We start from the raw sequence: 25,005 nt of genomic DNA on the forward strand, positions 1-25,005 counted from the left end.
AGGCCAAGCCGACAAGCCGTTCAATGCGCTTGTGCTGAAGTAACCACCCGATTTCGACGGACCTCCAACAGGATATGACCGAAGAGTGCAGCCAGCACGATCGGTCCGCCGATCAACGTCGCCGTCGACGGGCGCTCGGCAAAGGCCATCCAGACCCAGAGCGGCGTCAGCGGCACTTCGAGCGCCGTCAGCAGGGCGGCATCCGAGGCCGGAACCAGCCGCGAGCCGAATGTGTAAAGGCTGAGGCCCATTGCATTCTGAATGATGCCGAAAGCGATGATCAGGCCGAGATCCTGTCCCGACAGCGCAAGCGGCGAAGCGAACCAGAAGGTAATGAAGGAGCACAGCCAGGCCGACAAAGCCATGGCCGGCAGCATCGGCACATTGCGATGCTGACGCATGACAACGGCGAGACCGGCGACCGTCAGTGTCATGACGCCGGCGAGAACCTTGCCGAGCCAGCTGCCCCCGTCGCTCGCATGTCCCGAAAGCATGACGAGGACGCCGATGAAGGCGATGCCGCTGGCAACCAGCGTCCGCATGTTCGGACGCTCGCCGATGAAGAGAAAGGCAACGCCCGCGGTAACAAAGGGCACGGTCGCGTAGATGACCATGGCATCGGCAACCGAGGTATAATAGATCGAGCCGATACCGCTTATCATGGACGCAGTGGAAAAGATCGTCGCCGCCAGCGAAGGCCCGCGCATAGAGTGCAGGATGCGCCAGGCGTTGCGGCGTTCGATGTAGAAAAACAGCGTGAATACGCCCAGGCCGGAGACTATTCCACGACAGAAGAGGATGGTCATGAAGTCCGCATGGATCGCCCGCACGAAGAGACCGGAGGTCGACCAGGCCAGCGCCGAAAGCGCCACATAGGTCACGCCCAGCCTGTATTGCTGCTGTTCCGCCAGCGTCACCATCAACTCCCCCGTCCCTTAGCGGCAGATCATTAGCGAGCGGCGATGATACCCACAAGCAAAGCTTGCGCCGCTCCTTGTCGCGGATGCCGGAAGATTGTGAGGGTTGCAGGAAGGCCACGCCAGATCCCGTCAGTTGAGTGGCGGATGGTCGATGTCGTCTTGAACGCGGACCGGATCACATTCATCTTGCAGATATTCTCTGCCGCTTTACGGTCCGCATGGGTTTCGGTTCAGGGAGAATCAATTGCGCTTGCTGTCAGCCACCTTGTTCGCATGCGGCTGCGTCAGCCTGGCCGATGGTCCTCTTTGGCCGCCGGCGCAGACCTATGTCGATACGACGGTGCAATGCAGCCAGAGCAGCAATCCGGCCCGTTGCCAATACACGCGCGATACGTGGAAGGCCAAATATGACGAGGCCATTGCGGGCGGATATCGTGCGCAGAAACATGTCGCATTGTGCCTGAGTACCGGCTGCGATGAGGCGATTCAGCCCGACAAGATGCTCGGCTGCGCATGGCGCATCGTCATTGCCGATGCGAGACATGCTGAGGCCGACAGCACCGATGCGATGAATCTCGACCGTTTCTGCGGAACCGATTATATCGACGAGAAAGGAAAACTTGCGGCCGCATCCCAGGCGAAGGCAATGCTGCGCCTGATCGGAAAATAGCCGGCCGCGGAGCGGCCGGGGTCTCATTCAAACTCACGCGTAAGGCGTGAGGAAGGCGCGGATCGCCTCGATCTCGTTCGGCCTGATGTCGTGGCCGCCGGGATGCCATTCGAGCGTCGTCTCAGCCTCCTGCCGCGCGAAATAATCGGCCAGAGCCTTGGTCACGGGCGCAGGCGAGATCGGATCCCGCTCGCCTGCGGTGATCAGCACACGCCTGCCCTCCAGCCGGGCATTATCCTTCGGCTGGAACGGGATCAGCGGATGCATGAGCACGGCCGCGTCGAAAAGATCGCCATGCTCGATGAGCACGTTGGCGAGGATATTGGCCCCGTTGGAGAAACCGAGACCAAGCACCTGCGACGCGCCGTATTCGGCCGCAAGGCCCGAGACATAGGCCGCCATCTTGTCCGTTGCCCGAGCAAGGTCCGCCATATCGTAGACACCCTCGCCCGTCCGGCGGAAGAAGCGCGCCGCACCATGTTCCGAGACATCGCCCCGCGGCGACACGATGGTCGCCTCGGGCAGCAAGCGGGCACCGAAATCGAAGAACTGGTTCTCGTCACCGCCAGTGCCGTGAAAGGTGAAAAGAATGGGTTTTCCGGGTGCACCGGCCTTCAGCCGGTGCACATAGGTCGTATCCGTCATGATCCTCTCCCAGTTAGCCTTCCAGCGGTTCGAGGTGCTGCTCGATCAAGGCGCGCAGATGCGCATGCTGCTCAGGCAGTTTCAGTGCCTCGCCGAGATGGGCCGTATCCTCGTCACGGTTGAAGCCGGGTTCGTTGGTGGCGACTTCGAACAGCACGCCGCCCGGCGTGCGGAAATAGATCGCCCAGAAGTAGTCGCGGTCGATAACAGGCGTGACCTGGTACCCCGTATCCATCAGCGCCTTGCGCACCTCAAGCTGCTTTGCGCGGTTCTCGACGGCAAAGGCGACATGGTGGACGGAACCCGCGCCCGGAAGCGCACGGTTGATATTCGGCATGGTTTCAAGGTCGACATAGTCGGCACCGTTGCCGCCAGGCATGGCGAGGCGCTTGACGCCCTCATGCGTATCGACGACCTCGTAACCCATATATTTCAACAGTTCGGCCGTGGCGCCCTCGTCCCGCAGCCGCATGGCGACGGAATGGAAACCCCTGATGGCATGCTCGGCATCGACCCCGCCATGGGTCCAGGGCTGACGGCTGTCATCCTTGACTTCGACGAGAGCGAAGCCATCGCCATCCGGGCCGGCGAAATGCAGGCGCTTCTGACCGAAGGATTCGTCGGCTTTCAAGCCTTCGACACCCTGCTTGCCCAGCCGGTCGGTCCAATAGCCGATCGCGCCTTCCGGAACGGAGAAGACGGTGTTGCCGACTTCGCCGGTGCCCGGGCGACCCTGTGCCATCTTCGGGAACGGAAAGTAGGTCATGATCGTGCCGGGCGCGCCGGTCTCGTCACCATAGTAGAGGTGATAGACATCGGGCGCATCGAAATTGACCGTTTTCTTGACGCGGCGCAGGCCGAGCGTATCGGTGAAGAACTTGTTGTTGGTCCGGGCGTCTCCAGCCATCGAAGTAACGTGGTGAAGACCTTTGATCTGATTGAGCATCTCTAACCCCTTGTCTCGCCTGCGACGGCAGGCGTTTCTCATGGGCAGAAGATGGTCCGGGAAGCCCTGTTTCGATAGCCCCCAAGTGCCAAACGGATTGTCTTCAATTGTTGAACGACGGATAGAGGTCGTTCAATATGAGCTTAGCTATTGCCCGGATTGCTCGGCAGCGCCCAATCGATCGGCTCTCGACCATTCTCAGCCAGATAGGCATTGGCCTTGGAAAAATGCCGGCAGCCGAGGAAACCGTTATGGGCAGACAGCGGCGATGGGTGGGCTGCCTTCAGCACCAGATGGCGTTCGGTATCGACAAAGGCCGCCTTCTTCTGCGCATAGGAGCCCCAGAGCATGAAGACGACGCCATCGCATTCGTCGTTGACCTTGCGGATCACCGCATCGGTAAAGCGCTCCCAGCCCTTGCCCTGATGTGAGGCGGCCTGCGATTCCTCGACCGTCAGCACGCTGTTGAGCAGCAGCACGCCCTGCTTCGCCCAGCTTTCCAGAAAGCCGTGGCGCGCTGGCGGAATGCCGAGATCGGTCTCGAGCTCCTTGTAGATGTTGACAAGCGACGGCGGAATGCGCACGCCGGGGCGAACGCTGAAGCAGAGCCCATGCGCCTGACCGCTGCCGTGATAGGGGTCCTGCCCGAGAATGACGACCTGCACCTCATCGAGCGGCGTCAGATCCAGCGCCCGGAAATACTCGCTGCCGCGCGGAAAGATCACCTTGCCACGCTGCTTCTCCTCGACAAGAAAGGATTTGAGCTGCTGCATGTAGGGGCTTTCGAATTCCGGAGACAGCGCCTCTTTCCAGCTTTCCTCCAGCTTGATACCCGCTTCCGCCATCGTCTCTCGCCTCCGTCTGTTGTCAGCATGCCGATTGAGGATGAAAGCGAGGGCGTGTCAAGAAAATGGCGGATGCTGCGATGGGGAGATCACAGTTTTTGAAGAGTGGCGAGGCTCGGTTCCAAGCTTATCTGGTAAATGGCACCGATGGCAGGAACTAGGGTCCTAATCGTTGACAATCGTGTTCCCTTCAGCCAATGGAGGCCATCCCAACCTCCCGACCGGTGCCCCATGCTTCCCTTGCATTCCCTTGGCGAGCGCATCGTCGTCGTCGGCCCTTCCAATGCCGGCAAGTCAACCCTTGCGGTCGCCCTTTCCAAAAAGCTCGGCTTTCCAGCCGTGCATCTCGATCAGCTTCACCACCTGCCCCATACAGATTGGCAGCAGCGCCCTGAAGCAGAGTTCGCCGCACTCCATGATGCGGCAATCCTTGAAGAACGGTGGATTATGGAGGGCAACTATTCGCGCCTGATGCCGCAGCGCTTCGCCCGGGCCACCGGTGCTATCCTCATAACCTCAAACCATTGGCTACGCTTTTCCCGCTATCTCAAGCGCACGCTCATCAACCGCTCGGACCGAGCGGGACATCTCGAAGGCGCGAAGGACAGCATCAAATGGGACTTGATTCGGTGGATTCTTGTGAAGACTCGCAACAGCGGCGTCAAATACGCAAAAATCCTCCAGGAATCCGGCTTGCCGCTCATAGAATGCCATACGGCGGAGGCGCTCAATAGCCTCTATAATATTTGGGATTTGCCGGACCGGCGATAGCGTTTTGTGGGAATGGCGTTTGAGCCCAAATGAGACACAACCTCATGGCATTCACTTGCCTCTAAATCATCAGGCATTCACGCGGGAGATACGCGCAGCAAGCTTCGACCGGAACCAGCGATCAGTCTGGCGGCTCAGCCGCGGAGGAAACCCAACCGAGGCCATTGCTAGAGGCGAGAAAAGTCCTAAGGTGTGCGAACTATTTATTCAAAATGTCGAGGGAGTAGCAGAAATGGGCCAGCATATTGGTGATTTGGTTGTGACCAAGATTGTCATTGCAAGCAACACCGTCACCGGAGTTACCCGTGTTAAACCAGGCGGGAAGCTGGTGTCATCAGGAAAACTGCTCGGCGGATTGGTCATTGAAGCCGGGGGAAATGCCGTAGTTTCCGGCAAGATAGATCGAAATGTCGTGAATGACGGAAATTTCGTTTTGAACGGCCAGGTCGCGGGCCGAATTGTCGGTCAGGGCATAGTCGTCATGGGTCCTGGCGCTGATGTTTCCGGCAATGATCTGCCGATTGAACCCGGCGCGGAAAACTCTGCCGCTTAAAGTCCGCATACCCATCGTCTCTCGCCTCCGTCTGTTGTTAGCATGCCGATTGAGGATGAAAGTGGCGGCGTATCAAGAAAATGGCGGATGTCGCGACGGGGAGATCACAGTTTTCAGGGCGCATGCACGGAAGCCTTTCATTCGAGGTTCCGCATTTCGGTATCCATCCAGCCGCAGAATTGCCGGACTGCTCTCGATTCCGAGCGGCGCTGGTAACGATATGTTCCGGTCTCCACTGGCTCATATCCGGGTAGCGTCACCAACGCGCCCGACTTCGTTTCCCTGCCTGTCAGAATTGTCGGTGCGAGTAACATCCCAAGACCGGCAACACAGGCATGAAGAGCAGCGTCGTCCGTGTCGAATGCATGGGCGAGAGAAAGGTCTGCTGGCGAAATATCAAACGTCTCGCACCAGAGCTTCCAGTCCCAGTTTCCCACACAGCATTGAAGAGCCGGTATGTCCGGAACGGCAATCTCCTGACTGGCATCCCTTGCCAGCAGGCTCGGAGAAACAACCGGGCGGCGCAGGTCGCGAGCAAGGAATTCCCATCCCTCGGCCGCCTCCCCTATCCGGAAATGACGGATGCTGACGTCAGAGTCCGGGACGGTTGGAAAACCTCGCGCAGAACTCGTTTCCACCCGAACGCGGACCTGTGGGCAGAGGGCGCGAAAACGATCCAGTGACGGGATGAGCCAACGCAGCGCAAGCGACGTCGTCGCGTGGACGCTGATTTCATTTTCGTCGCGATAAAGGGCATCGGCCGAACGCTCGATGAGTCCGATCGCCGGCGCGACCTCCTCATAGAACCGCCGTCCCACGTCGGTCAGCGAAATGGTGTTATTTCCTCGGCGGAAGAAGCCCACCCCAAGCTCGTCTTCGAGTTTTTTGAGTTGGTGGCTTACCGCGCCGGAGGTAACACCGAGTTCAGCGCCCGCGGCCGTCAGACTTCCGGTGCGCGCCACGATTGCAAATACCCTGATGGCGTTGAGAGAGACGCGATGCTTTTCCTGCATGAATTTTCCTCAGGCTCCCCTCAAATTCCTCGTTTGAGCATCACGCGAAAATCTAGCACAAGCGAAGGCGAAAAGGCTCCCAAGAAAATGAGATGTGCTCACGCCGATCACACAGATACCAAAGCCGTCGCATGGGTGGTCGCTTGGGCAGCATTATTTTCTTTAGGCCTCACATCGACAAAGTCTGCTGACGGAAGCACCGGTCCTTCGTCGTTTCCTTGACAGAAACAAAAGCTACTCGCACTCAGAGGTCTTTAATGACTCCCCTTCGACATCACGGCCGCGATTTGATCGCGCTTTCCGCGCCAGTTGCAGGGATGCCGTTCCGCTCGCCCACAGCCCGGGCTGTTGCCGCCCTGTCGCTGACCCAGCTCATTGGCTGGGGCGCCACGTTCTGGTTGCCCGCTGTCACAGGACCTGCCATGGCCGGCGAACTGGGCATGGCCCTGCCCATGGTCATGGCAGGACCGACAGTGATGCTTGTCGTGATGGCCATGGTGTCCTGGCCGCTGAGCGCCATCTTAGAGCGGCACGGCGCCCGCCCGATTATGGTTTGGGGGTCGCTTCTGGGCGCAGCCGGTCTGCTGGTCATGGGCATGGCCAATGGTCCGGCACCCTATCTCCTGTCGTGGATCATTCTCGGGCTCGCCGGTGCCAGCATGTTAACGACACCGGCGCAGATCGCGGTGACCGAGATCGCCGGCGAGAAAGCGCGCCAGGCGCTCGGCGTGCTGATCCTTGCGGGTGGGCTGACATCAACCATCGTCTGGCCGCTGACAGGCCTTCTGCAAGCTCAATGGGGATGGCGCACGACGACGCTGGTCTATGCCGCCCTCATGCTCCTTGTCTGCATGCCACTGCATTGGACCATGCTTGCGCACCAGCCCACGGAAAAATCGGCTGCAAAGGCGACGACCGAGCCTGCTTCCATCGACAGGCCGAGGTTCGTCCTGCTGGCCGCAAGCTTTGCCGCCAACGGCTTCGTAACCTGGGGATTTGCCCTCACCATCATCATTCTGTTCGAGGCTGCGGGGCTCGATCACGCCAGTGCGCTGGCGGCCGCAGCCTTCATCGGTATTGCTCGATGGGCGGGGCGCATGATCGACGTCCTCGGCGGCCGGCGATGGTCAGGCTTCGTCACCGGTGTTGCCGCCTCTGCCCTGTTTCCGCTGAGCTTCATCGTTCTTCTCCTAACCAACAATTTCATCGGCGCCATGCTTTTCGCCACGCTTTACGGAATTGCCAGTGGTATCACCGCCGTCACCCGCGCGACGCTGCCGCTCCAGATTTTCCCCGCCGGCGCCTATGCTCGCGCATCGGCACAGCTGGCCGTGCCGCTCAATCTCTCCTTTGCCGTCGCTCCACCCGCGTTCACCGCTATCATGACGTCTGCCGGTCCTCATGCCGCCCTATGGCTGGCCTTTGCGATCTCAATCTTTGCCTTCTGCACGCTTCTTGGCCTTCTGCTGCTACATCGCCGAATGGACCACACAACACAAAGGGCTGAAACCTGATGTCATAGTCTCGGAGCAGGCTGACAGTGCTTACGACACAGTTCCCTTGGATCCTGTCTCACAACCGCCTCCCCTCCGCAATCAGCCCTTGATCCTCACCATCTGCGGATCATAAAGCGGTTTCAGCGACACCTGGCATGGCACGCGCTGCTGCGCGACATCCAGCTCATAGCGGCCGGAAAGCACGAAATCCTCCGTCACCCCGCCGGGGTTACGGACATAGCCATAGCCGATGGCCTTGCCGATCGTGTAGCCATAGCCACCGCTCGACAGCCAGCCGACGCGCTGGCCGTCGCGGTAGATCGTCTCTCGGCCGAGCAGCACGGTCTGCGGATCGTCGGGCACGAAGCAGGCAAGCATCTTCTTCACGCCTGATGCCAGTTGCCGCTCGATCGCCTCTCGGCCGCGGAATGCGACATCCTTCTTCGTCTTCACAGCCCAGGCAAGCCCTGCCTCGATTGGCGTATGATCCGGCCCGATATCGGAACCCCAGGCACGATAGCCCTTTTCCAGCCGGCAGCTTTCGATGGCGCGATAGCCGGCATTGATGAGGCCATGCTCGCGGCCGGCCGCCATCAGCACGTCATAGACAGTGCCGGCATATTCCACCGGCACATGCAGCTCATAGCCGAGTTCGCCGACATAGGTGATGCGTAACGCCCGCACCGGGCAGCCGGCAATACCGATCGTCTTCACCCTGCCAAAGGGGAAAGTGGCGTTCGAAACATCATCCGATGTGACAGTCTGCAATATCTCGCGCGATTTCGGCCCCATCAGCGACAACACGGAATAGGCGGAGGTCACATCCACCAGTTCGGCATGCAGGTCGGCTGGAATATTTCGGGCAATCCAGTCGAAATCATGCGTGGCGAAGCCGGTGCCCGTCGTGATGTAGAACTCGTTCTCGGCAATACGGCCAATGGTGACATCGCACTCGATGCCGCCCCGATCGTTCAGCATCTGCGTATAGGTCAGCGCGCCCGCAGGCTTGGCGACGTCGTTGGAGGCGATCCACGAGATCGCCGCCTCAGCATCCCGGCCTTTCAACACGAACTTGGCAAAAGACGTCTGGTCGAAGATGACGGCGGCCTCGCGAACCGCCTTATGCTCACGACCGACGGCATCGAACCAGTTCTGACGGCCATAGGTGTAGACGTCCTTCGGCTCCTCGCCCGTAAAGAGATCGGCAAACCAGTTCGGCCGCTCCCAGCCGAGCTTTTCGCCGAAACAGGCGCCCTGCGCCTTCAGGCGATCATAGAGCGGCGACTTGCGGCAGGGTCGGCCGCTGGAATGCTCCTCGAAGGGCCAGGCCATGGTGTAGTGCTTGCCATAGGCTTCCAGCGTGCGCGTGCGTACCCAGTCTGTGTCGAAATGCGGACGGCCGAAGCGGCGGATATCGACCGGCCAGAGATCGTAGGGCGGCTCGCCCTTTACCACCCATTCGGCGAGCGCCATGCCCGCGCCGCCGGCAGAGGCGATGCCAAAGGCGTTGAAGCCGGCGCCGACGAAGAAGTTCTTCAGCTCCGGCGCCTCGCCGAGGATGAAGTTGCCATCGGGCGTAAAGCTCTCGGGGCCACAGAGCAGCTGCTTGACGCCGGCCGTCTGCAGGGCCGGCACGCGCACCAGCGCCTGCTCCATGATCTGCTCGAAATGATCGAAATTGCTGTCGAGCAGCGTGTAGTGGAAATCTTTGGGAATACCATCAAGCGCCCAGGGGATCGGGTCGGGCTCATAGCCACCCATGACCAGCCCGCCGACCTCTTCCTTGTAGTAGGTCAGCCTGTCCGGGTCGCGCAGTGTCGGCAGGTTGGAGGGCACGCCGAAGGACTCGGTGATCAGATATTGATGCTCGACGGAGACGAGCGGCACATTGACGCCGAAGCGACCGGCAAACGTCCGCGTCCACTGCCCGGCGCAAACGACGACGCGCTCGCATTCGATCCGCCCCCTGTCGGTAATGACGGCGCGGATCCGGCCCTTGTCGATCTCCAGATCGAGAACCTCGGTATCCTCGAAGATCGAGACGCCGCTCATGCGGGCGCCTTTCGCCAGCGCCTGGGTGATATCGGAAGGATTGGCCTGACCGTCGGTCGGCAGGAAGGCGGCGCCGACGAGATCGTCGATATCCATCAACGGCCAGAGATCGAAAGCCTCCTTGGGCGTCAGCAGATGCATCTGCAGGCCGAAGGATTGCGCCGTCGTCGCCTGCCGCTTGACCTCTGTCCAGCGCTCCTCGTTGCAGGCGAGACGCAACCCGCCATTCATCTTCCAGCCGGTGGCAAGCCCGGTCTCGGCCTCAAGCTTCTTATAGAGATCGACGGAGTAGCCAAGCATCTGGGTGATATTGGCGCTGGTGCGCAACTGGCCGACAAGGCCGGCGGCGTGAAACGTGGTGCCTGACGTCAGCTTCTTGCGCTCCAGCAGCACGGTATCGGTGAAGCCGAGCTTGCCGAGATGATAGGCCGTCGAGCAGCCGATGATGCCGCCGCCGATGACGACGGTCTTTGCAGTGTTCGGCAGTTCCTTCATTGCTTCACCTCAAGAATTCCGAAAACTCTGCCAGGCGCTCTCGAACCGCCGCAGATTTTCGTTTGTGTAGGAAGAATAGTCGAAATCGATATCGGAATGGATTTCCGAAACCATGCTCCACATCGTCTCGCGCAGGAGCGAAGCGCATTTCATCGCCTGGTAGCGCCGACGCAGATCGTCATTTATCGGCGCTTCGAAATAGGTTTCCAGCATGACGCTCTCCTGCGCTTCGGAGAATTCGTTGTTGGAGGCTAGGCCGCCAAGATCGAAGAGCGGCGTGTTGAAGCCGGCATAGTCCCAGTCGATCAGCCAAAGCCGCTTGCCATCATCGAGAAAATTCGCGGCCAGCAGGTCGTTATGGCCGAAGGCGATGTCGAAAGGGCCAGCCGCCTGTTCGAGCCGTTGCGCTATATCGAGAAAGGACGGCAGCAACGGCTTGTGCCGGCTACCGCCGGCATCGAGTGCGGCCGCATAATCCCTGACCACATGAAAGACCCAGAAGATCGCGGGCGGCCCGCGAAAATGCCCGGCGACATCGCGATGGCAGGAACGGACGAGGCGCACGACGCGCGCCAACATCGCGGGATCGCGGACACCGTCGGCAGAGAGCGGCTTTGCATCGATATAATCCAGCACCAATATGCCGGGCTCATGGTGGATGACGGCCGGCGAAAGACCGGCCGCATGCGCTGCCCGGCTCGCAGCCACCTCGTGGACGCGGCTGATATGGTGAATGGGAATATCGGAGCCAAGCCTGACGACGAAGCGCCGGCCGCTGTCGCTGACCAGATAATTGCGATTGGTGATGCCGCCGACGAGCGGGGCGATATCGATCGGCCCGTGCCAAATGCCAAGAGACTGTATCTTGTCTTCAGCCGTTGCGATCATCCCCCCTCCGACGTTGCGACCGTGTATCCTCGATAATGGAAGGGTTCCTCACCAACGGAGGCTTGTCAAGCATCATCCCACAAAAGGAAACGAATATTTGGCTTTTTGTTGGTTTGACGAAAAGGAACGCCATCGCATGAGCTATGGATATCGCAACAGAGCGCTTCACCGTAAGTGAGATTTGACTTAAAAACTCACACGCGAGGCAAATGGATCGAGCTTGCGTCTTTACGCCACTTTCCGGCGTCGCATGACTGCCCGATCCGCAAGCCGCTCGCACATTTTGGGATCATACCCCTAATAGGATCAGGACCATGCCGGGCACCTCCCAACCGCCGCTTCATTCCAATCATCGCGAACGGGAGATCCTGGAGGAGCTGCGGCTGGCCGGCGGCGCCAGCCGCATTCAATTCCTCGCCGAACGGCTCGGCGTCTCGGAAGAAACCATTCGCCGCAACATCCGCAGTCTGGAGGCCAATGGCCTCGTGACCAAGGTGCATGGCGGCGTCCATATCAAGGACGCCATGATCGAGCCGCCGCTGCACCTGCGGATGAACGAGAATGCCGAAGCAAAGCGGATGATAGCCGCGTCCGTCGCGGCGATGATCAAGGACGGCGACACCCTCTTCCTTGATGTCGGCTCCACCACGGCTTTCATCGCCGTTGCGCTGCAAAAGCACCAGAACCTCTTCGTCGTCACCAACGCCGTGTCTGTGGCACATGCGCTCGCCACCCGCAATGGCAACCGCGTCTTCTTCGCCGGCGGCGAGCTGCGTGGTCACGATGGCGGCACTTTCGGCATGGAAGCGGCCAATTTTCTGCGGCGCTTCAATGTGCGTCATGCCGTGCTGTCCGTCGGCGCCGTCAATGCCACGTCCGGCTTCATGCTGCACGATCTCGAGGAAGCGGAATACTCTCGAGAAGCCGCAAGCCGCGCCGAAAACCGCATCATCGTTGCCGACAGCGCCAAGTTCGGCCGCACCGCGCCGGTCGTTCTCAACGAACCGGCAACCTATGACGTGCTGGTCACCGACGACATGCCGCCGCCGGACATCCGGGCCATGCTGGAGCGCAACGAGATCGAACTGGTGATCGCCAACCGGCAGCGGATGGAGCGGCGGTAAGCGGCTAACCCTTGCACATGGCTTCCAGCGTCAGCGCCGCCTTGCTGGCGTGGCGCTCCTTATGACGCAGCAATCGGAAGCTGCGGACGGGCATATCGAAGCGGGCCTGAACCAGCAGACCCTGCCCGAGATAGGCCCTGGCCGCCGCGCTGGAAATAGCGGCCGCGCTTTGTCCCGCGCAGGCGGCTGATAGCACGGCCTCGTTCGAGGGCAGGACGAGCGCCACCTTGAGATCACCCGGCGAAGCGCCAAGCTTGGCAACCGCGTTTTCGAATTCCGATCGGGTGCCGGAACCCTCTTCGCGCATCACCCAGGATGTGTCGCTGGCAAGATCGGCCGCGGCCAGCTGCCGTCCATCCGCCCAGGGATGGTGTGGCGGCACGACAATGACCAGCGCATCCTGCGCAACGATCGTCATCGACAGGGCCGGCGCATCCACCTCACCTTCGATGAAACCGAGCTCGGCCGCGCCATTGATGACGGCTTCGGTGACGGTGCGCGTATTGCCGATCGTCAGGTCCAGTTCGATGCCGGGATAGTCACGATGAAACCGCATCAGCAACGGCGGCAGCCAGTAGCTGGCGATGGTCTGACTGGCATAGAGGCTGAGCTGACCGCGCTGCAGGCCGCCCAGCTCGGACAGCATCAGTTCGGCCGAGCGCACGCGGGCCAGCGTCGCCTTGGCTTCGCCGAGGAAGGAGCGGCCCGTCTCCGTGAGCTCGATCCGCCTGCCGACGCGGTGAAACAGCTCCACGCCATAATAGGCTTCAAGGTTCTTGATCGCCGAACTGACAGCCGAGGGTGTCAGATGAATGGCTTCCGCGGCATGCGTCAGATGTTCCCGCTCGGCGACGGCGACGAAAATGGCGAGTTGCTCGAAGGTCATGGGAAATCATTCTAATTTATCGAACGAAACGTAGGATAATATTCGATGGATGTCCACATCGGGAGATGAGACTTTCCAGCCGTCACTCAATCGGAATAACGAACGGCAGTACGACATGTCCCATGCTCAGCGCGCAAACCAGATACTTCCCGGCCTTGCACTCACTTGCGTCGTTGCGCTTCTTGCCTATGCCGGCGAGCACATTGAGGAGGGCATTTTCGGTGGCAGGTGGATCGAAAGCCTGGTGCTTGCCATCGCGCTCGGCATCGTCGTCTGCACCATCAAACCGCTGAAGCCGGCCATGCGGCCAGGTATCGATTTCAGCGCCAAGATCCTGCTGGAAATCGCCATCGTCCTTCTGGGCGCATCCATCAGCCTTTCGGCGATCCGGGGCGCGGGCGTCTGGCTGATTGCCGGCATCGCCATCGTCGTCGTCCTTTCGATCGCGGCCACCTATCTCATCGGGCGGCTGCTCGGCCTGCCGCCGAAGCTGGCGACGCTGATCGCCTGCGGCAACTCGATATGTGGCAATTCGGCCATCGTCGCCGTTGCCCCCGTGATCGAGGCGGACTCGCAGGAAATCGCCGCAGCCCTGGCATTCACCGCCGTACTCGGCATTGCGGCTGTATTCCTCTTGCCGCTTCTCTATTTTCATCTTGGCATGAGCGTACCGCAATATGGCACATTGGCCGGGCTCACCGTCTACGCCGTACCCCAGGTGCTTGCCGCCACGGCCCCGGTCGGCCTTCTCGCCGTCCAGACCGGCACACTCGTCAAGCTCGTGCGTGTCCTGATGCTGGGACCGGTCATCTTCCTGCTCGGCATCCTCACCAAGGTCGAAACGACAGACACGAAAGGACGCAGCGGCCATCATCACTCGCTGGTTCCGTGGTTCATCTGCGGTTTCCTTGGGCTGATGGCACTGCGCTCCTTCGGCCTCATTCCGGACGCGCTGATCGCCCCGATGGAATCGGTTTCAGGCATCCTGACTGTTATCGCGATGGCGGCACTCGGGCTGTCGGTGAATATCCGCTCGGTTGCCCATGCCGGCGGCCGCGTGATCGTAGCGGCCACATTGTCGCTGCTGATGCTGGGCGCCATCAGCTACGCTCTGATCGTCGCCTTGCAGATCCAGTAGTCCGCCCACCGCCACCAGCCGAGGATCGGTTCTTGCCCGATGTGCGGGCCGATTTCAGCAAAGCGGCGGTATCGCTCTCCGAAGAAGGATAGCCGATGGCGTAACCCTGAAGTTCATCGCAGCCGACCTCTGCCAGAATGCACGCATGCTCTTCGGTCTCGACACCCTCGGCGATAACCTCGACATTCAATGTTCGGGCGATTTCGACGATCGAGCCGACGAGCCGGCGTTGCTCGTCTGACACGGTTATCGCCGTCACCAGCTGCCGGTCGATCTTCAGCCGCTTCGGCTTCAGCTTGACCAGACCGATCAGCGAAGCATGACCCGATCCGAAATCGTCGATTTCAATATCGATCCCCATCTCCTTGATCGCATCGATATTGGCCAGCACCCTGTCATCGGGATCGTCGAGGAAAATGGTTTCCACCAGTTCGAAGGCGATGGCCTGGCGCGGTATCTCGAGCGCCTGCAACCCCTCGATCAAATTGGGGTCGGCAAGCCGGCGTCCGGAAATGTTGACGGCAATGCGCGGCGGCGTGATACCTTGCGAAACCCAGGCGGCGCGATCGGCAAGCGCGCGCTTCAACACAGCGGCATCGATCTCCGCCGTCAGCCCATATTCGTCTGCAACCTTGAGGAACGCTGCCGGGTTCAACAGTCCCTTTTCCGGATGCCGCCAGCGTGCCAGCGCCTCCAGCCCAACGATGTGGCGGCTGCGCGCATCCACCTGGATCTGATAGAAAGGCTCGATCTGACGCAGCACAGGCGCCAACCGCAACTCGTCGGCCAGCTGACGTTCCGTGTGCAGATCGGACTGGAGCTGCGGCGTGAAGAATTCGACCCGATTGCGCCCGAGCTTCTTGGCCTGGAAAAGCGCCACGTCGGATTCTGCCAGCAGATTGCCCGCGCGGTCAGCCCGGCTTGAGGCCACGCCAACGGATGCGCCGATCCGCAGCATTTCATTGCCGAAGCGCACTTCGCGCCGCAATCGCGAGAGAATATCGTCCGCAATGGCTTCCAGCTTTTCGGCACTGCCGACATTGGCCAAAACAGCGACGAATTCGTCGCCGCCGACACGGGCCACAATGTCGTTGGCGGTGATCGCGCCGGAGATACGCGCGGCCGCGCTCTGCAGGGTCGCATCCCCGGCCGCATGGCCCCATTTGTCGTTGATCTCCTTGAAGCCGTCGAGATCGATATGGAGCACGGCCAATGTCTGCCCGGCATTATCCTTGCGCAATTCGGCCAGCCGCCGGTCGAAATAGCGTCGATTGGGAAGGCCGGTCAGATAATCGTGATCGGCGGCATGCTCGATACGCGCGCGGCTTTGCTCGAGCGCCACCGCGCGCGCTTCGGCGATGGCCTTCTGGCTGCTGAGCTCGCGATTGAGCAGGACGTCGGCGGTGACATCCCATTCCGCACCGATGAAGGACGGCGCACCATCGGGACCTTCATAGAAATGAGCGCGTGAGCGCAGATGCCGCACCTCTCCGCCCGGCAGGACGACGCGAAACTGCGAGTTATAGAAACCCCTTTCGCCAAGGGCGGCCTGAAAGTCGCTAAGCGCCTCTTCAACGTCTTCGGGGTGCAGGGCTTTCAGCCAGACATCGGACGATACCTTGCGATCCTGGCGACCGGTCCCGTAGAGCTTGTGCATCTGGGGATCCCAGAGCAGTTCCTCATCCTTGATATTGTGCTGCCAGACACCGATTTGAGACGCCTCCAGCGCAAGCTCCAGCCTTCTCAAAAGGTCCTGGAACTCTTCCTCTGTTCGCCCTGACGCCGCCTCTGCCAACCGGCTTCACCCCCTTGGGACACATTGAGAGATTACGCACATGCAACTGATATATTTGCACTACTCCCTTACACGAACTTTAATGCCCGCGCGCGTGTCGTGACCTAGTCTGCGATTTCCCTCGATATCCTTAGCTAATGATTGTGCCGCGGCGGATTGGCCGCGATGTTGCGGAAATCGGCCGAGCCCTCGAGCACGGCACCATCGGACAGCTGCGTCACGGAGCGGCGATAGATGCGCTGCCATGGCGTTGCGTCGGGCGGGACGGCCGGGATGCCATCGCCCTTTCGACGCTCGATTTCCGTTTCGTCCACCAGCATGTCGCAGCGCCCGTGATTGAAATCGATACGAATGATATCGCCGGTGCGCAACCAGGCAAGCCCTCCACCCGCCGCACTCTCCGGCGAAGCGTTGAGGATCGAGGGGCTGTCGGCCGTGCCCGACTGACGCCCATCGCCAATTGTGGGCAGGCTACGGATGCCGCGCTTCAGAAGCGCGTCCGGCGGCTGCATGTTGACCACTTCGGCCGATCCCGGCCAGCCGATCGGCCCGGCACCGCGGATGACGAGGATGGTTCTCTCGTCGATGCCGAGATCGGCGTCGTTGATGCGCCTGTGATAGTCCTCGGATCCGTCGAAGACCACCGCCCTGCCCTCGAACACGCCTTCTTGGCCCGGCTCCTGCAGATAACGAAGGCGGAAGTCTTCCGATATGACGCTCATCTTCATGATGGCGAAATCGAAGAGATTGCCCTTCAGCACGAGGAAGCCGGCCCGCTCTTTCAACGGCGCCGCGAAGGGGCGGATAACCTCTCGATCCGTCGCTTCGCGCCCCTTCAGATTCTCTGTCATCGTCCTGCCGGTCACCGTCGGACAGTCGCCATCGAGCTTGCCGGCCTGCAGCAGCTCCCACATCACGGCGGGTACGCCGCCGGCACGGTGGAAGCGTTCGCCGAGATAGGCACCCGCAGGCTGCACATTGGCCAGAAGCGGAATGTCGAAACCATGCACCTGCCAGTCGTCGGGATAGAGCTCGACGCCGGCATGCTTGGCCATCGCGGCCAAATGCGGCTGCGCATTGGTCGATCCGCCGATGGCGGAATTGACCCGGATGGCATTCAGGAAGGCCTGCCGCGTCAGCACGTCGGACGGCTTGATGTCCTCAAGTACCAGTTCGACGGCGCGCCGCCCGGTGCGATAGGCCATCTGACCGCGCTCGCGATAGGCGCCGGGAATGGCCGCGCAGCCGGTAAGCGACATGCCGAGCGCCTCGGCCATCGCATTCATGGTCGAGGCCGTTCCCATCGTATTGCAGTGACCCACCGAAGGAGCAGAGGCGAGTGACGCCTCCATGAATTCCTCTTCGTCGATCTCTCCGGCCGCCAGCTTGCGGCGCGAACGCCAGATCACCGTGCCGGACCCGGCAAGCTCGCCATCGTGCCAGCCATCCAGCATCGGCCCGCCTGACAGCACGATCGCCGGAATATTCACGGTGGAGGCCGCCATCAGCGCCGACGGCGTGGTCTTGTCACAGCCGGTCGTCAGCACAACCCCGTCGAGCGGATAGCCGTAGAGCACCTCGACGAGGCCGAGATAGGCGAGATTGCGGTCGAGCGCGGCCGTTGGGCGCTTGCAGTTCTCGAAGATCGGATGGGTCGGAAATTCGATCGGAATGCCGCCCGCGTCGCGAATGCCGTCGCGCACGCGCTTGGCAAGATCGAGATGATGGCGGTTGCAGGGCGTGAGATCGCTGCCGCTCTGGGCGATGCCGATGATCGGCTTGCCCGAACGCAGCTCTTCCGGCGTGATGCCGTAATTCATGAAGCGCTCCAGATAGAGCGCGGTCATATCGATGTGATCCGGATTGTCGAACCAATCCTGGGAACGCAGGCGACGCCTGGATGCAGCCTTATCGCTCATCTTTTCCTCAAGCCTTTCCTCGGGCATTCTTGTCTTCCAAATGCTGCAGCAAACCGCTGTGATCCTGTTCGCCGCCGCCATTTTCAACGAATTCGGCAAATTCGGTCCTGACGATTTCAGTCAGCGGCAGGTGAAGCGACAGGCTTTGCGCGGCAGCAAGAACCGTATCGAGATCCTTCAGCTGGTTGCGGGCCGTTCCGCCCGGCTCGAAATTACGCTCGATCATGCGCTGGCCGTGCAGGTCCAGGATTCTGCTTTCAGCAAAACCACCGCGAATGGCGGCACGGAACGCCTCGCGCGATCCACCACCGGCTTCGACCAGCAACATCGCTTCCGCGACGGCACCGATCGTCACCGCGACGATCTGCTGATTGCCGAGCTTGGCAAGCTGGCCGGTGCCGCTCGGCCCGACGCGAGTCACGCGACCGAGCGGTGCCATCACATCGCGAACGCTGTCTATGATATCGGCATCGCCACCGGCCATGATGGCCAAAGTTCCGGCCATAGCGCCGGCCACACCGCCGGAGACCGGCGCATCGATATGCCGAATGCCGCGTTCGGCAAGCTTGAATGCGTGTTCACGCGCGACCGCCGGCGATATCGAGCTGTTGTCGATGACAACGGCACCTGGCTCCAGCGCGTCGGCCACCCCGCTGCCGAACAGGACTTCGCTGACGGCGCCGCCATTGGTCAGCATGGTAAAGAGCACCGATGCACCCCGCGCCGCCTCGGCGGCAGTGGCGGCCAGGGTCGCGCCATCATCCGCCAAGGGATCGGCCTTGCTACGGTCGCGATTCCAGACGGTGACCGGAAAGCCGGCGGCCAGCAGCCGCCGCGCCATCGGCGCTCCCATCAGACCCGTTCCGAGAAAGGCGATCTTTCTGCCGCTCATGGCAAGCGTCCTCCGACATAAATTTGTGCCGGCCCCGCCATCGCGCGGCCACTGATTATGCCGATCGATTCGGCAAGGACGTCATGCACGCAATCCTCCTCGAGCCTCGAGCGTCAAGAGCAACTCCTCTTGCCCGACGCACGTCAATCAACTCGTCCAAGAGCTTGATAAACCTATGGTGCCAGCATGCAAAAGAAATCGGCGCGCATACGGCAAATTCTTCAAAAAATCAGATGATCGAAGCGGCAGGAGTGAAAAAGTGGCCGCATAAAAACAAAAAGGGCGGGACCTTGCGGTCCCGCCCGTGAACGTATCCGGCACCGGAGTACCACTCTATTCGGCGGCGATCGGAAGCACCTCGGCCGAATGGTCGTTGTCGTTGTGATGGTGCTGCTTCAGCGGACGGTTGCCCGTCAGATTGCGGATCAGCACGTAGAATACCGGCGTCATGAAGATGCCGAAGAAGGTCACGCCGATCATGCCGGCGAACACCGCCACGCCCATGGCCGCACGCATCTCGGCACCGGCACCGGTGGAGGTAACGAGCGGGACGACGCCCATGATAAAGGCCATGGAGGTCATCAGGATCGGGCGCAGACGCAGGCGGCTGGCCTCGATAGCGGCCTGTACCGGCTTGCGGCCTTCCAACTCCAGCTCGCGGGCGAATTCCACGATCAGGATCGCATTCTTCGCCGAGAGGCCCACCAACACCATCAAGCCGATCTGCGTGAAGATGTTGTTGTCGCCACCCGTCAACCAGACGCCCGTCAAGGCAGCCAGCACGCCCATCGGCACGATCATGACGATCGCAAGCGGCAGCGTGACGCTCTCATACTGGGCAGCCAGCACGAGGTAAACGAGCAGCAGGGCCAAAGGGAAGATGATGATACCCGAGCTGCCGGCCAGGATCTGCTGGTAGGTCAGATCCGTCCATTCGAAACTGATGCCCTTGGGCAAGGTTTCGTTGGCGATACGCTCCACGGCCGCCTGTGCCTGACCGGACGAAAAGCCCGGAGCCGGACCGCCGTTGATATCGGCGGCGAGGAAGCCGTTGTAACGCGTCGTCCGCTCGGGACCGGTGCTGGCCTCGACCTTCAAGAGCGCCGACAGCGGGATCATCTGACCCGATGCCGAACGGACTTTCAACTGGCCGATGTCGCTTGCATGAGCACGGAACTGGGCGTCTGCCTGCACACGCACACTGTAGGTACGACCAAAGGCGTTGAAGTCGTTGACATAGAGCGAACCCAGGTAGATCTGCAGCGTATCGAAGACATCCGTCACCGAGACGCCGAGCTGCTCGGCCTTGGCGCGATCAAGGTCCGCATAAAGCTGCGGCACGTTGATCTGGTAGCTCGAGAACAGGCCGGTAAGCTCCGGCGCCTGATAGGCTTTGGCGAGGAATGCCTTGTTGGCCTGGTCAAGCGCCAGGTAGCCGAGGCCGGCGCGATCCTCGATCTGCATCTTGAAGCCGCCCGTCGTGCCGAGACCCTGAACGGGCGGCGGCGGGAACATGGCGATAAAGGCGTCCTGGATGCCGGCGAACTTCTGGTTCAACTGCATGGCGATGGCACCGCCCGACAGATTCGGCGTCGTGCGCTCCTCGAACGCCTTCAGGGTCACGAAGACGATGCCGGCGTTGGACGAGTTGGTGAAGCCGTTGATCGACAGGCCCGGGAAGGCGATGGCATGCTCGACGCCCGGCTGCTGCATGGCGATGTCGCTCATGCGGTGGATGACGTCATCCGTCCGGTCGAGGGTCGCGCCATCAGGCAATTGCGCGAAGCCGATCAGATACTGCTTGTCCTGCTGCGGCACGAAGCCGCCCGGAACGGTCTGGAACAGGAAGTAGGTTGCGCCGATCAGAGCGATATAGATGACCATGACCAGGCTCTTCAGCGACAGGATGCCGCCGACGCCCTTGCCGTAGGCATTCGAACCACGGTTGAACACCCTGTTGAAGCCGCGGAAGAACCAGCCGAATGTCACGTCCATCACCCGCGTCAGCATGTCCTTCGGCGCGTGGTGGTCCTTCAGGAGAAGAGCCGCCAGAGCCGGAGACAAGGTCAGCGAGTTGAACGCGGAAATCACCGTCGAGATGGCGATCGTCAAGGCGAACTGACGATAGAACTGGCCCGACAGACCGGAGATGAACGCAAGCGGTACGAAGACGGCGACCAGCACGAGAGCGATCGCGATGATCGGACCCGAGACTTCCTTCATGGCGCGATAGGTTGCGTCACGCGGACTGAGGCCGTTCTCGATATTGCGCTCGACGTTCTCCACGACCACGATGGCGTCGTCCACGACGATACCGATCGCCAGCACCAGGCCGAAGAGGCTGAGCGCGTTGATCGAGAAGCCGAAGACATACATCACCGCAAAAGTACCGATGATCGAGACAGGAACGGCGATCAGCGGAATGATCGAGGCACGCCAGGTCTGCAGGAACAGAATGACGACGACGACGACCAGCGCGATGGCTTCGAGCAGGGTATGGACGACCTTGTCGATCGAGGCACGCACGAACTGAGTGGTATCGTAGACGATCTCATACTTGACGCCATCGGGCATCGCCGTCTGCAGCTCGTTCATGGTCTTGATGACATTGTCCGAGATGGTGATCGCGTTCGATCCCGGGGCCTGGAAGACGGGAACGGCGACCGCCGGCTTGCCGTCGAGCAGCGAGCGCAGCGAATAGTCCGACGCGCCGAGTTCGACGCGGGCGACATCGCGCAGACGCGTGATCTGACCGTTTGCGCCACTTTTGACGATGATGTTGCCGAACTCTTCCGGCGTCGTCAGACGGCCCTGGGCGTTGACGGAAAGCTGGACGTCGAGACCGGGAACGCTGGGGGACGCGCCGATGATACCGGCGGCGGCCTGGACGTTCTGTTGACGGACGGCGTTTGCGATATCGCTGGCGGCAAGACCGCGCTCGGCGGCCTTCTGCGGATCGACCCAGACGCGCATCGAGTAATCGCCCGAACCGAACACCTGAACCTGGCCGACGCCCTCGATGCGGGCCAGACGATCCTTGATGTTCAGCGTCGCATAGTTGCGCAGATAGGTGATGTCGTAGCGATTGTCGGGCGAGATGAGGTTGACCACCATCATCAGGTCAGGCGAGCTCTTCACCGTGGTGATGCCGAGGTCGCGGACGTTCTGCGGCAATCGCGGTTCTGCCTGCGAGACACGGTTCTGCACCAGCTGCTGCGCCTTGTCCGGATCAGTGCCGAGCTTGAAGGTGACCGTCAACGTCAACAGACCATCCGAGGTCGCCTGGCTGTTCATGTAGAGCATGCCGTCGACGCCGTTGATCTGCTCTTCCAGCGGCGTCGCCACTGTTTCGGCAATGACTTTCGGATTAGCGCCCGGATACTGCGCCGTGACGACGATCGAGGGCGGCACGACCTCCGGATATTCGGAGATCGGCAGCAGCCGCATGCCGATCAGGCCGGCGACCAGGATGAGGACCGATAGCACTCCGGCAAACACCGGACGGTCGACGAAAAATCTTGAGATGTTCATGGCAGAACCCTCTCCAGGGGGTGAATCAAGAGGACACGAGGCCCGTGCCCGCGGCCCACCGAGGCGCCACGAGCATTGCAAATCGAAACATTGGAATAGCGGCCGGAAGATTTCGCCTTCCGGCCGCGCAGATTACTTCGCGGCGACCTTCTCTTCCGGCTTCGGATCGACCACGGCACCGGGGCGAACCCGCTGCAGGCCGTTGATAATGACCCGGTCGCCGGCATTCAGGCCGGAATTGACGATGCGCATGCCGTCGGAGGTATCGCCGAGACTGATCGGCCGATACTCAACCTTGTTATCGGCCCCAACAACGAAGACGAACTTCTTGTCCTGGTCGGTGCCGATCGCGCGCTCGCTGATGAGGAGCTTGCTCTCGGCCTTTGGCTGGCCCATGCGCACCCTCACGAACTGGCCCGGGATAAGACGGCCGCCCGGATTGTCGAAGACGGCGCGAACGGCGATGGTGCCGCTTGCAGTATCGACTTCATTGTCGATCAGCTGCAGCTTGCCGTTGACCGGTGTGCCGTTGTCGTTCGCTGTACCGATCTGCACGGGGATCTGCTCGACCGGTGGCGCCGCGCCATTGGTGACCGGAAGTTCGGCCAGCGCCTGGGTGACCGTCTGTTCGCTCGCATTGAAGCTCGCGTAGACCGGATCGACCGAAACAAGCGTCGTCAGCGCCGGCGAGGACGAACCGGCAGCAACCAGATTGCCGACGGTAACCGCAATCTTGCCGACGCGGCCGGAAATCGGAGCGCGAACCTGCGTGTAGTCGAGGTTCAATTGCGCCGTCTGCAAGGTTGCTTGCGCCGCCTTCACATTGGCATCCGCTTCGGCGTAATTGCTGGCGCGCGTATCCATGTCGCTCTGCGAGATCGTCTTGTTCTCGAAGAGCTTTTGACCACGGTCGACTTCGACCTTGGTCAGGTTAAGCCTGGCCTTTGCCGCTCCGACCTGGGCCTGAGCCTGGGCGACGGCCGCCTGGTAGGTTGCCGGATCGATCGTCACCAGCAGGTCGCCCTGCTTGACCAGGGCACCTTCGCGGAATTGCACCGACTGAATTGCGCCGGCCACGCGCGGCCGGACTTCAACCCGGTCAATGGCTTCGAGCCGCCCCGAAAACTCCTGCCATGAGGTGATGTCACGCGGCTCTACCGCAGCAACGGTGACGGGGACGGGCGGCATTGCCGCCGGGCCAGCCGCCTCGGTTGCTTGAGCGCCGCGTGGCAGCTCAAGATAGAAAGCTGCGCCTGCAACAGCCGCAGCGACACCCATGCCGGCGCCCCACAGGGCCCAGCGCTTACCGTTGGACTTCATGTTATTCTCTCCTTTGGCACCGCCTTGGGAAACGGGACCGAAAATTCCTAATATCTCAATACAGTCTGGGGTCCGAAGCACTGCGCATCCGCGCGAAGATCACTCCGGCTTTCTGCCTCCAACATCCCGTCCAATTCCGCGATTTCCCTCGCGATCGGGATGCTGTAGTCGATCAAGCCTGCACTTCTTCGACAAAGCCCTTGAAACAACAGCAAACATCTTGCTGCCACGAGGGCCTGTCCTTCGACTGCCCGCCGTAGAGGGTGGGCCAGCCTGTCCCGGCGGGAAGGACTTGCTGGCGAACACGGACGCCAGCCGCTTTCAGCCGGCTGCCGTATTCCATGCTCTCGTCGCGGAGCGGGTCGTCCTCGGCCGTGAGCACCAATGCCGGCGCGAGGCCCGAAAGCCGCGAACAGTATCGAGGCGCCGCATAGGGGTGGCAGACACCGCCCAGGAAACCCAGGTATCGGTTCCAACCCTCCGTCCAGCGCTCGCGCATGCCGCTTTCCTCCGCCTGGAGGAAAGATTTCGATCCCATGAAGGGGTCGAGCAAAGGCGATATCAACACCTGTCCATCCAATGAACCCGGCATCTGATCGCGTGCCTTTAAAGCGACACCTGCTGCTACATTGCCACCCGATTCCTCTCCGGCGACAAACAGCAATGATTTTTTCGCTCCACCCAGCGCAAGCATGTTTCGCTTGTTGCCGAGATAGGCCAGAATCCCGTAGGCGCATTCGAGCACCTGCGGAAAAGCATTCTGATTGCCGCTGGTATAGTCCGCGGCAACCACGATCGCGCCGGCTTCCGCGAGGCTTACGGCCACCGGCCGGTCGATTGCGTGATTGGTGTCCAGAAAAGCGCCGCCGTGCAAATAGAGCACGAGAGGTGCCGCCTTCTTCAAACCTTCGCCGTTATAGATCCGAGCTGCCACCGGCCCCGTAGGCACGTTTTCCAGCACAACATCTTTCCACGGCGCACTCATCGACCCAAATCCTATCTGCTCGAGTGAATATGATCACTTTCAGAGGCTTTTATCATGCCCTGTGACCATGTTCCCGATAATGCGGTCTTTAGCGCCCCCATGCCGCATTGCAACAATTACA

General features: G+C 61.0%; 20 protein-coding genes. 6 read left to right on the plus strand and 14 right to left on the minus strand.

Annotated elements, in window-relative coordinates:
- Window positions 1-20: 20 nt before the first annotated feature.
- Window positions 21-920 carry a DMT family transporter gene (locus GA0061101_RS06970; RefSeq protein WP_245297446.1) on the minus strand — a complete coding sequence of 300 codons (900 nt, stop codon included), beginning with the start codon at window positions 918-920 and terminating at the stop codon, window positions 21-23.
- A 244-nt stretch (window positions 921-1,164) separates the two neighbouring features.
- On the opposite strand from GA0061101_RS06970, the gene GA0061101_RS06975 reads away from it, so the two are divergent.
- Window positions 1,165-1,590: a hypothetical protein gene (locus tag GA0061101_RS06975; protein ID WP_092573325.1), complete on the plus strand. Its 426-nt coding sequence runs from the start codon at window positions 1,165-1,167 to the stop codon at window positions 1,588-1,590.
- A 33-nt stretch (window positions 1,591-1,623) separates the two neighbouring features.
- On the opposite strand, the gene GA0061101_RS06980 is transcribed toward GA0061101_RS06975, so the two are convergent.
- The 3 genes from GA0061101_RS06980 to ung all read right to left on the minus strand — a co-directional run bounded on the left by GA0061101_RS06980 (window position 1,624) and on the right by ung (window position 4,026).
- A complete protein-coding gene (locus GA0061101_RS06980) occupies window positions 1,624-2,235 on the minus strand; it encodes an alpha/beta hydrolase (RefSeq protein WP_047562369.1) in 612 nt (203 codons plus the stop codon).
- Between the two features lie 13 nt (window positions 2,236-2,248).
- Window positions 2,249-3,181, minus strand: a complete 933-nt coding sequence (locus GA0061101_RS06985) for a VOC family protein (RefSeq protein ID WP_037195278.1) — start codon at window positions 3,179-3,181, stop codon at window positions 2,249-2,251.
- A gap of 143 nt (window positions 3,182-3,324) precedes the next feature.
- Window positions 3,325-4,026: a uracil-DNA glycosylase gene (ung, locus tag GA0061101_RS06990; protein ID WP_047562366.1), complete on the minus strand. Its 702-nt coding sequence runs from the start codon at window positions 4,024-4,026 to the stop codon at window positions 3,325-3,327.
- A gap of 339 nt (window positions 4,027-4,365) precedes the next feature.
- Between ung and GA0061101_RS06995 the strand changes: the two genes are divergently transcribed.
- Together GA0061101_RS06995 and GA0061101_RS38540 are read left to right on the plus strand one after the other, a co-directional pair.
- The gene (locus GA0061101_RS06995) at window positions 4,366-4,797 is read left to right on the plus strand and encodes a P-loop NTPase family protein (protein WP_245297447.1); all 432 of its coding nucleotides are present in this window, start codon (window positions 4,366-4,368) and stop codon (window positions 4,795-4,797) included.
- A gap of 232 nt (window positions 4,798-5,029) precedes the next feature.
- Complete coding sequence (locus GA0061101_RS38540) at window positions 5,030-5,350, plus strand: hypothetical protein (protein ID WP_141694047.1); 321 nt, start codon at window positions 5,030-5,032, stop codon at window positions 5,348-5,350.
- 137 nt (window positions 5,351-5,487) lie between these two features.
- Here the strand turns inward: GA0061101_RS38540 and GA0061101_RS07005 are convergent, their stop codons facing one another.
- Window positions 5,488-6,363: a LysR substrate-binding domain-containing protein gene (locus GA0061101_RS07005; protein ID WP_037195282.1), complete on the minus strand. Its 876-nt coding sequence runs from the start codon at window positions 6,361-6,363 to the stop codon at window positions 5,488-5,490.
- Window positions 6,364-6,620: 257 nt separating this feature from the next.
- Here GA0061101_RS07005 and GA0061101_RS07010 point away from each other — a divergent pair, with 257 nt between their 5' ends.
- On the plus strand, window positions 6,621-7,877 hold the full coding sequence (locus GA0061101_RS07010; RefSeq protein ID WP_245297448.1) for an MFS transporter: 1,257 nt from the start codon (window positions 6,621-6,623) through the stop codon (window positions 7,875-7,877).
- An 81-nt stretch (window positions 7,878-7,958) separates the two neighbouring features.
- On the opposite strand, the gene GA0061101_RS07015 is transcribed toward GA0061101_RS07010, so the two are convergent.
- Together GA0061101_RS07015 and GA0061101_RS07020 are read right to left on the minus strand one after the other, a co-directional pair.
- Window positions 7,959-10,406, minus strand: coding sequence for a GcvT family protein (locus GA0061101_RS07015; RefSeq protein ID WP_092573328.1), 2,448 nt, complete (start codon window positions 10,404-10,406; stop codon window positions 7,959-7,961).
- 9 nt (window positions 10,407-10,415) lie between these two features.
- Window positions 10,416-11,294 carry a choline kinase family protein gene (locus GA0061101_RS07020; protein WP_092573329.1) on the minus strand — a complete coding sequence of 293 codons (879 nt, stop codon included), beginning with the start codon at window positions 11,292-11,294 and terminating at the stop codon, window positions 10,416-10,418.
- Between the two features lie 314 nt (window positions 11,295-11,608).
- Between GA0061101_RS07020 and GA0061101_RS07025 the strand changes: the two genes are divergently transcribed.
- Window positions 11,609-12,418, plus strand: coding sequence for a DeoR/GlpR family DNA-binding transcription regulator (locus GA0061101_RS07025; RefSeq protein WP_037195293.1), 810 nt, complete (start codon window positions 11,609-11,611; stop codon window positions 12,416-12,418).
- Window positions 12,419-12,422: 4 nt separating this feature from the next.
- Here the strand turns inward: GA0061101_RS07025 and GA0061101_RS07030 are convergent, their stop codons facing one another.
- Window positions 12,423-13,304, minus strand: coding sequence for a LysR substrate-binding domain-containing protein (locus tag GA0061101_RS07030; protein WP_037195295.1), 882 nt, complete (start codon window positions 13,302-13,304; stop codon window positions 12,423-12,425).
- A 115-nt stretch (window positions 13,305-13,419) separates the two neighbouring features.
- Here GA0061101_RS07030 and GA0061101_RS07035 point away from each other — a divergent pair, with 115 nt between their 5' ends.
- Window positions 13,420-14,442: a YeiH family protein gene (locus tag GA0061101_RS07035; RefSeq protein WP_092573330.1), complete on the plus strand. Its 1,023-nt coding sequence runs from the start codon at window positions 13,420-13,422 to the stop codon at window positions 14,440-14,442.
- On the opposite strand, the gene GA0061101_RS07040 is transcribed toward GA0061101_RS07035, so the two are convergent.
- The 6 genes from GA0061101_RS07040 to GA0061101_RS07065 form a co-directional block, all read right to left on the minus strand.
- Complete coding sequence (locus GA0061101_RS07040; protein ID WP_037195299.1) at window positions 14,405-16,237, minus strand: bifunctional diguanylate cyclase/phosphodiesterase; 1,833 nt, start codon at window positions 16,235-16,237, stop codon at window positions 14,405-14,407. The genes GA0061101_RS07035 and GA0061101_RS07040 overlap by 38 nt on opposite strands.
- 134 nt (window positions 16,238-16,371) lie before the next feature.
- Complete coding sequence (locus GA0061101_RS07045) at window positions 16,372-18,156, minus strand: IlvD/Edd family dehydratase (RefSeq protein ID WP_092573532.1); 1,785 nt, start codon at window positions 18,154-18,156, stop codon at window positions 16,372-16,374.
- Between the two features lie 7 nt (window positions 18,157-18,163).
- Window positions 18,164-19,117: an NAD(P)-dependent oxidoreductase gene (locus GA0061101_RS07050; RefSeq protein WP_342587917.1), complete on the minus strand. Its 954-nt coding sequence runs from the start codon at window positions 19,115-19,117 to the stop codon at window positions 18,164-18,166.
- A 264-nt stretch (window positions 19,118-19,381) separates the two neighbouring features.
- Window positions 19,382-22,579 (minus strand): efflux RND transporter permease subunit, encoded by a 3,198-nt coding sequence (locus GA0061101_RS07055; protein ID WP_037195302.1) that lies wholly within the window; start codon window positions 22,577-22,579, stop codon window positions 19,382-19,384.
- 132 nt (window positions 22,580-22,711) lie between these two features.
- A complete protein-coding gene (locus GA0061101_RS07060) occupies window positions 22,712-23,899 on the minus strand; it encodes an efflux RND transporter periplasmic adaptor subunit (RefSeq protein ID WP_037195304.1) in 1,188 nt (395 codons plus the stop codon).
- 172 nt (window positions 23,900-24,071) lie between these two features.
- Window positions 24,072-24,884: an alpha/beta hydrolase fold domain-containing protein gene (locus GA0061101_RS07065; RefSeq protein ID WP_037195306.1), complete on the minus strand. Its 813-nt coding sequence runs from the start codon at window positions 24,882-24,884 to the stop codon at window positions 24,072-24,074.
- Window positions 24,885-25,005 lie beyond the last annotated feature (121 nt).

Source organism: Martinezella lusitana, from assembly GCF_900094565.1.
In the GTDB taxonomy this organism is placed as follows: Bacteria; Pseudomonadota; Alphaproteobacteria; order Rhizobiales; family Rhizobiaceae; genus Rhizobium; species Rhizobium lusitanum.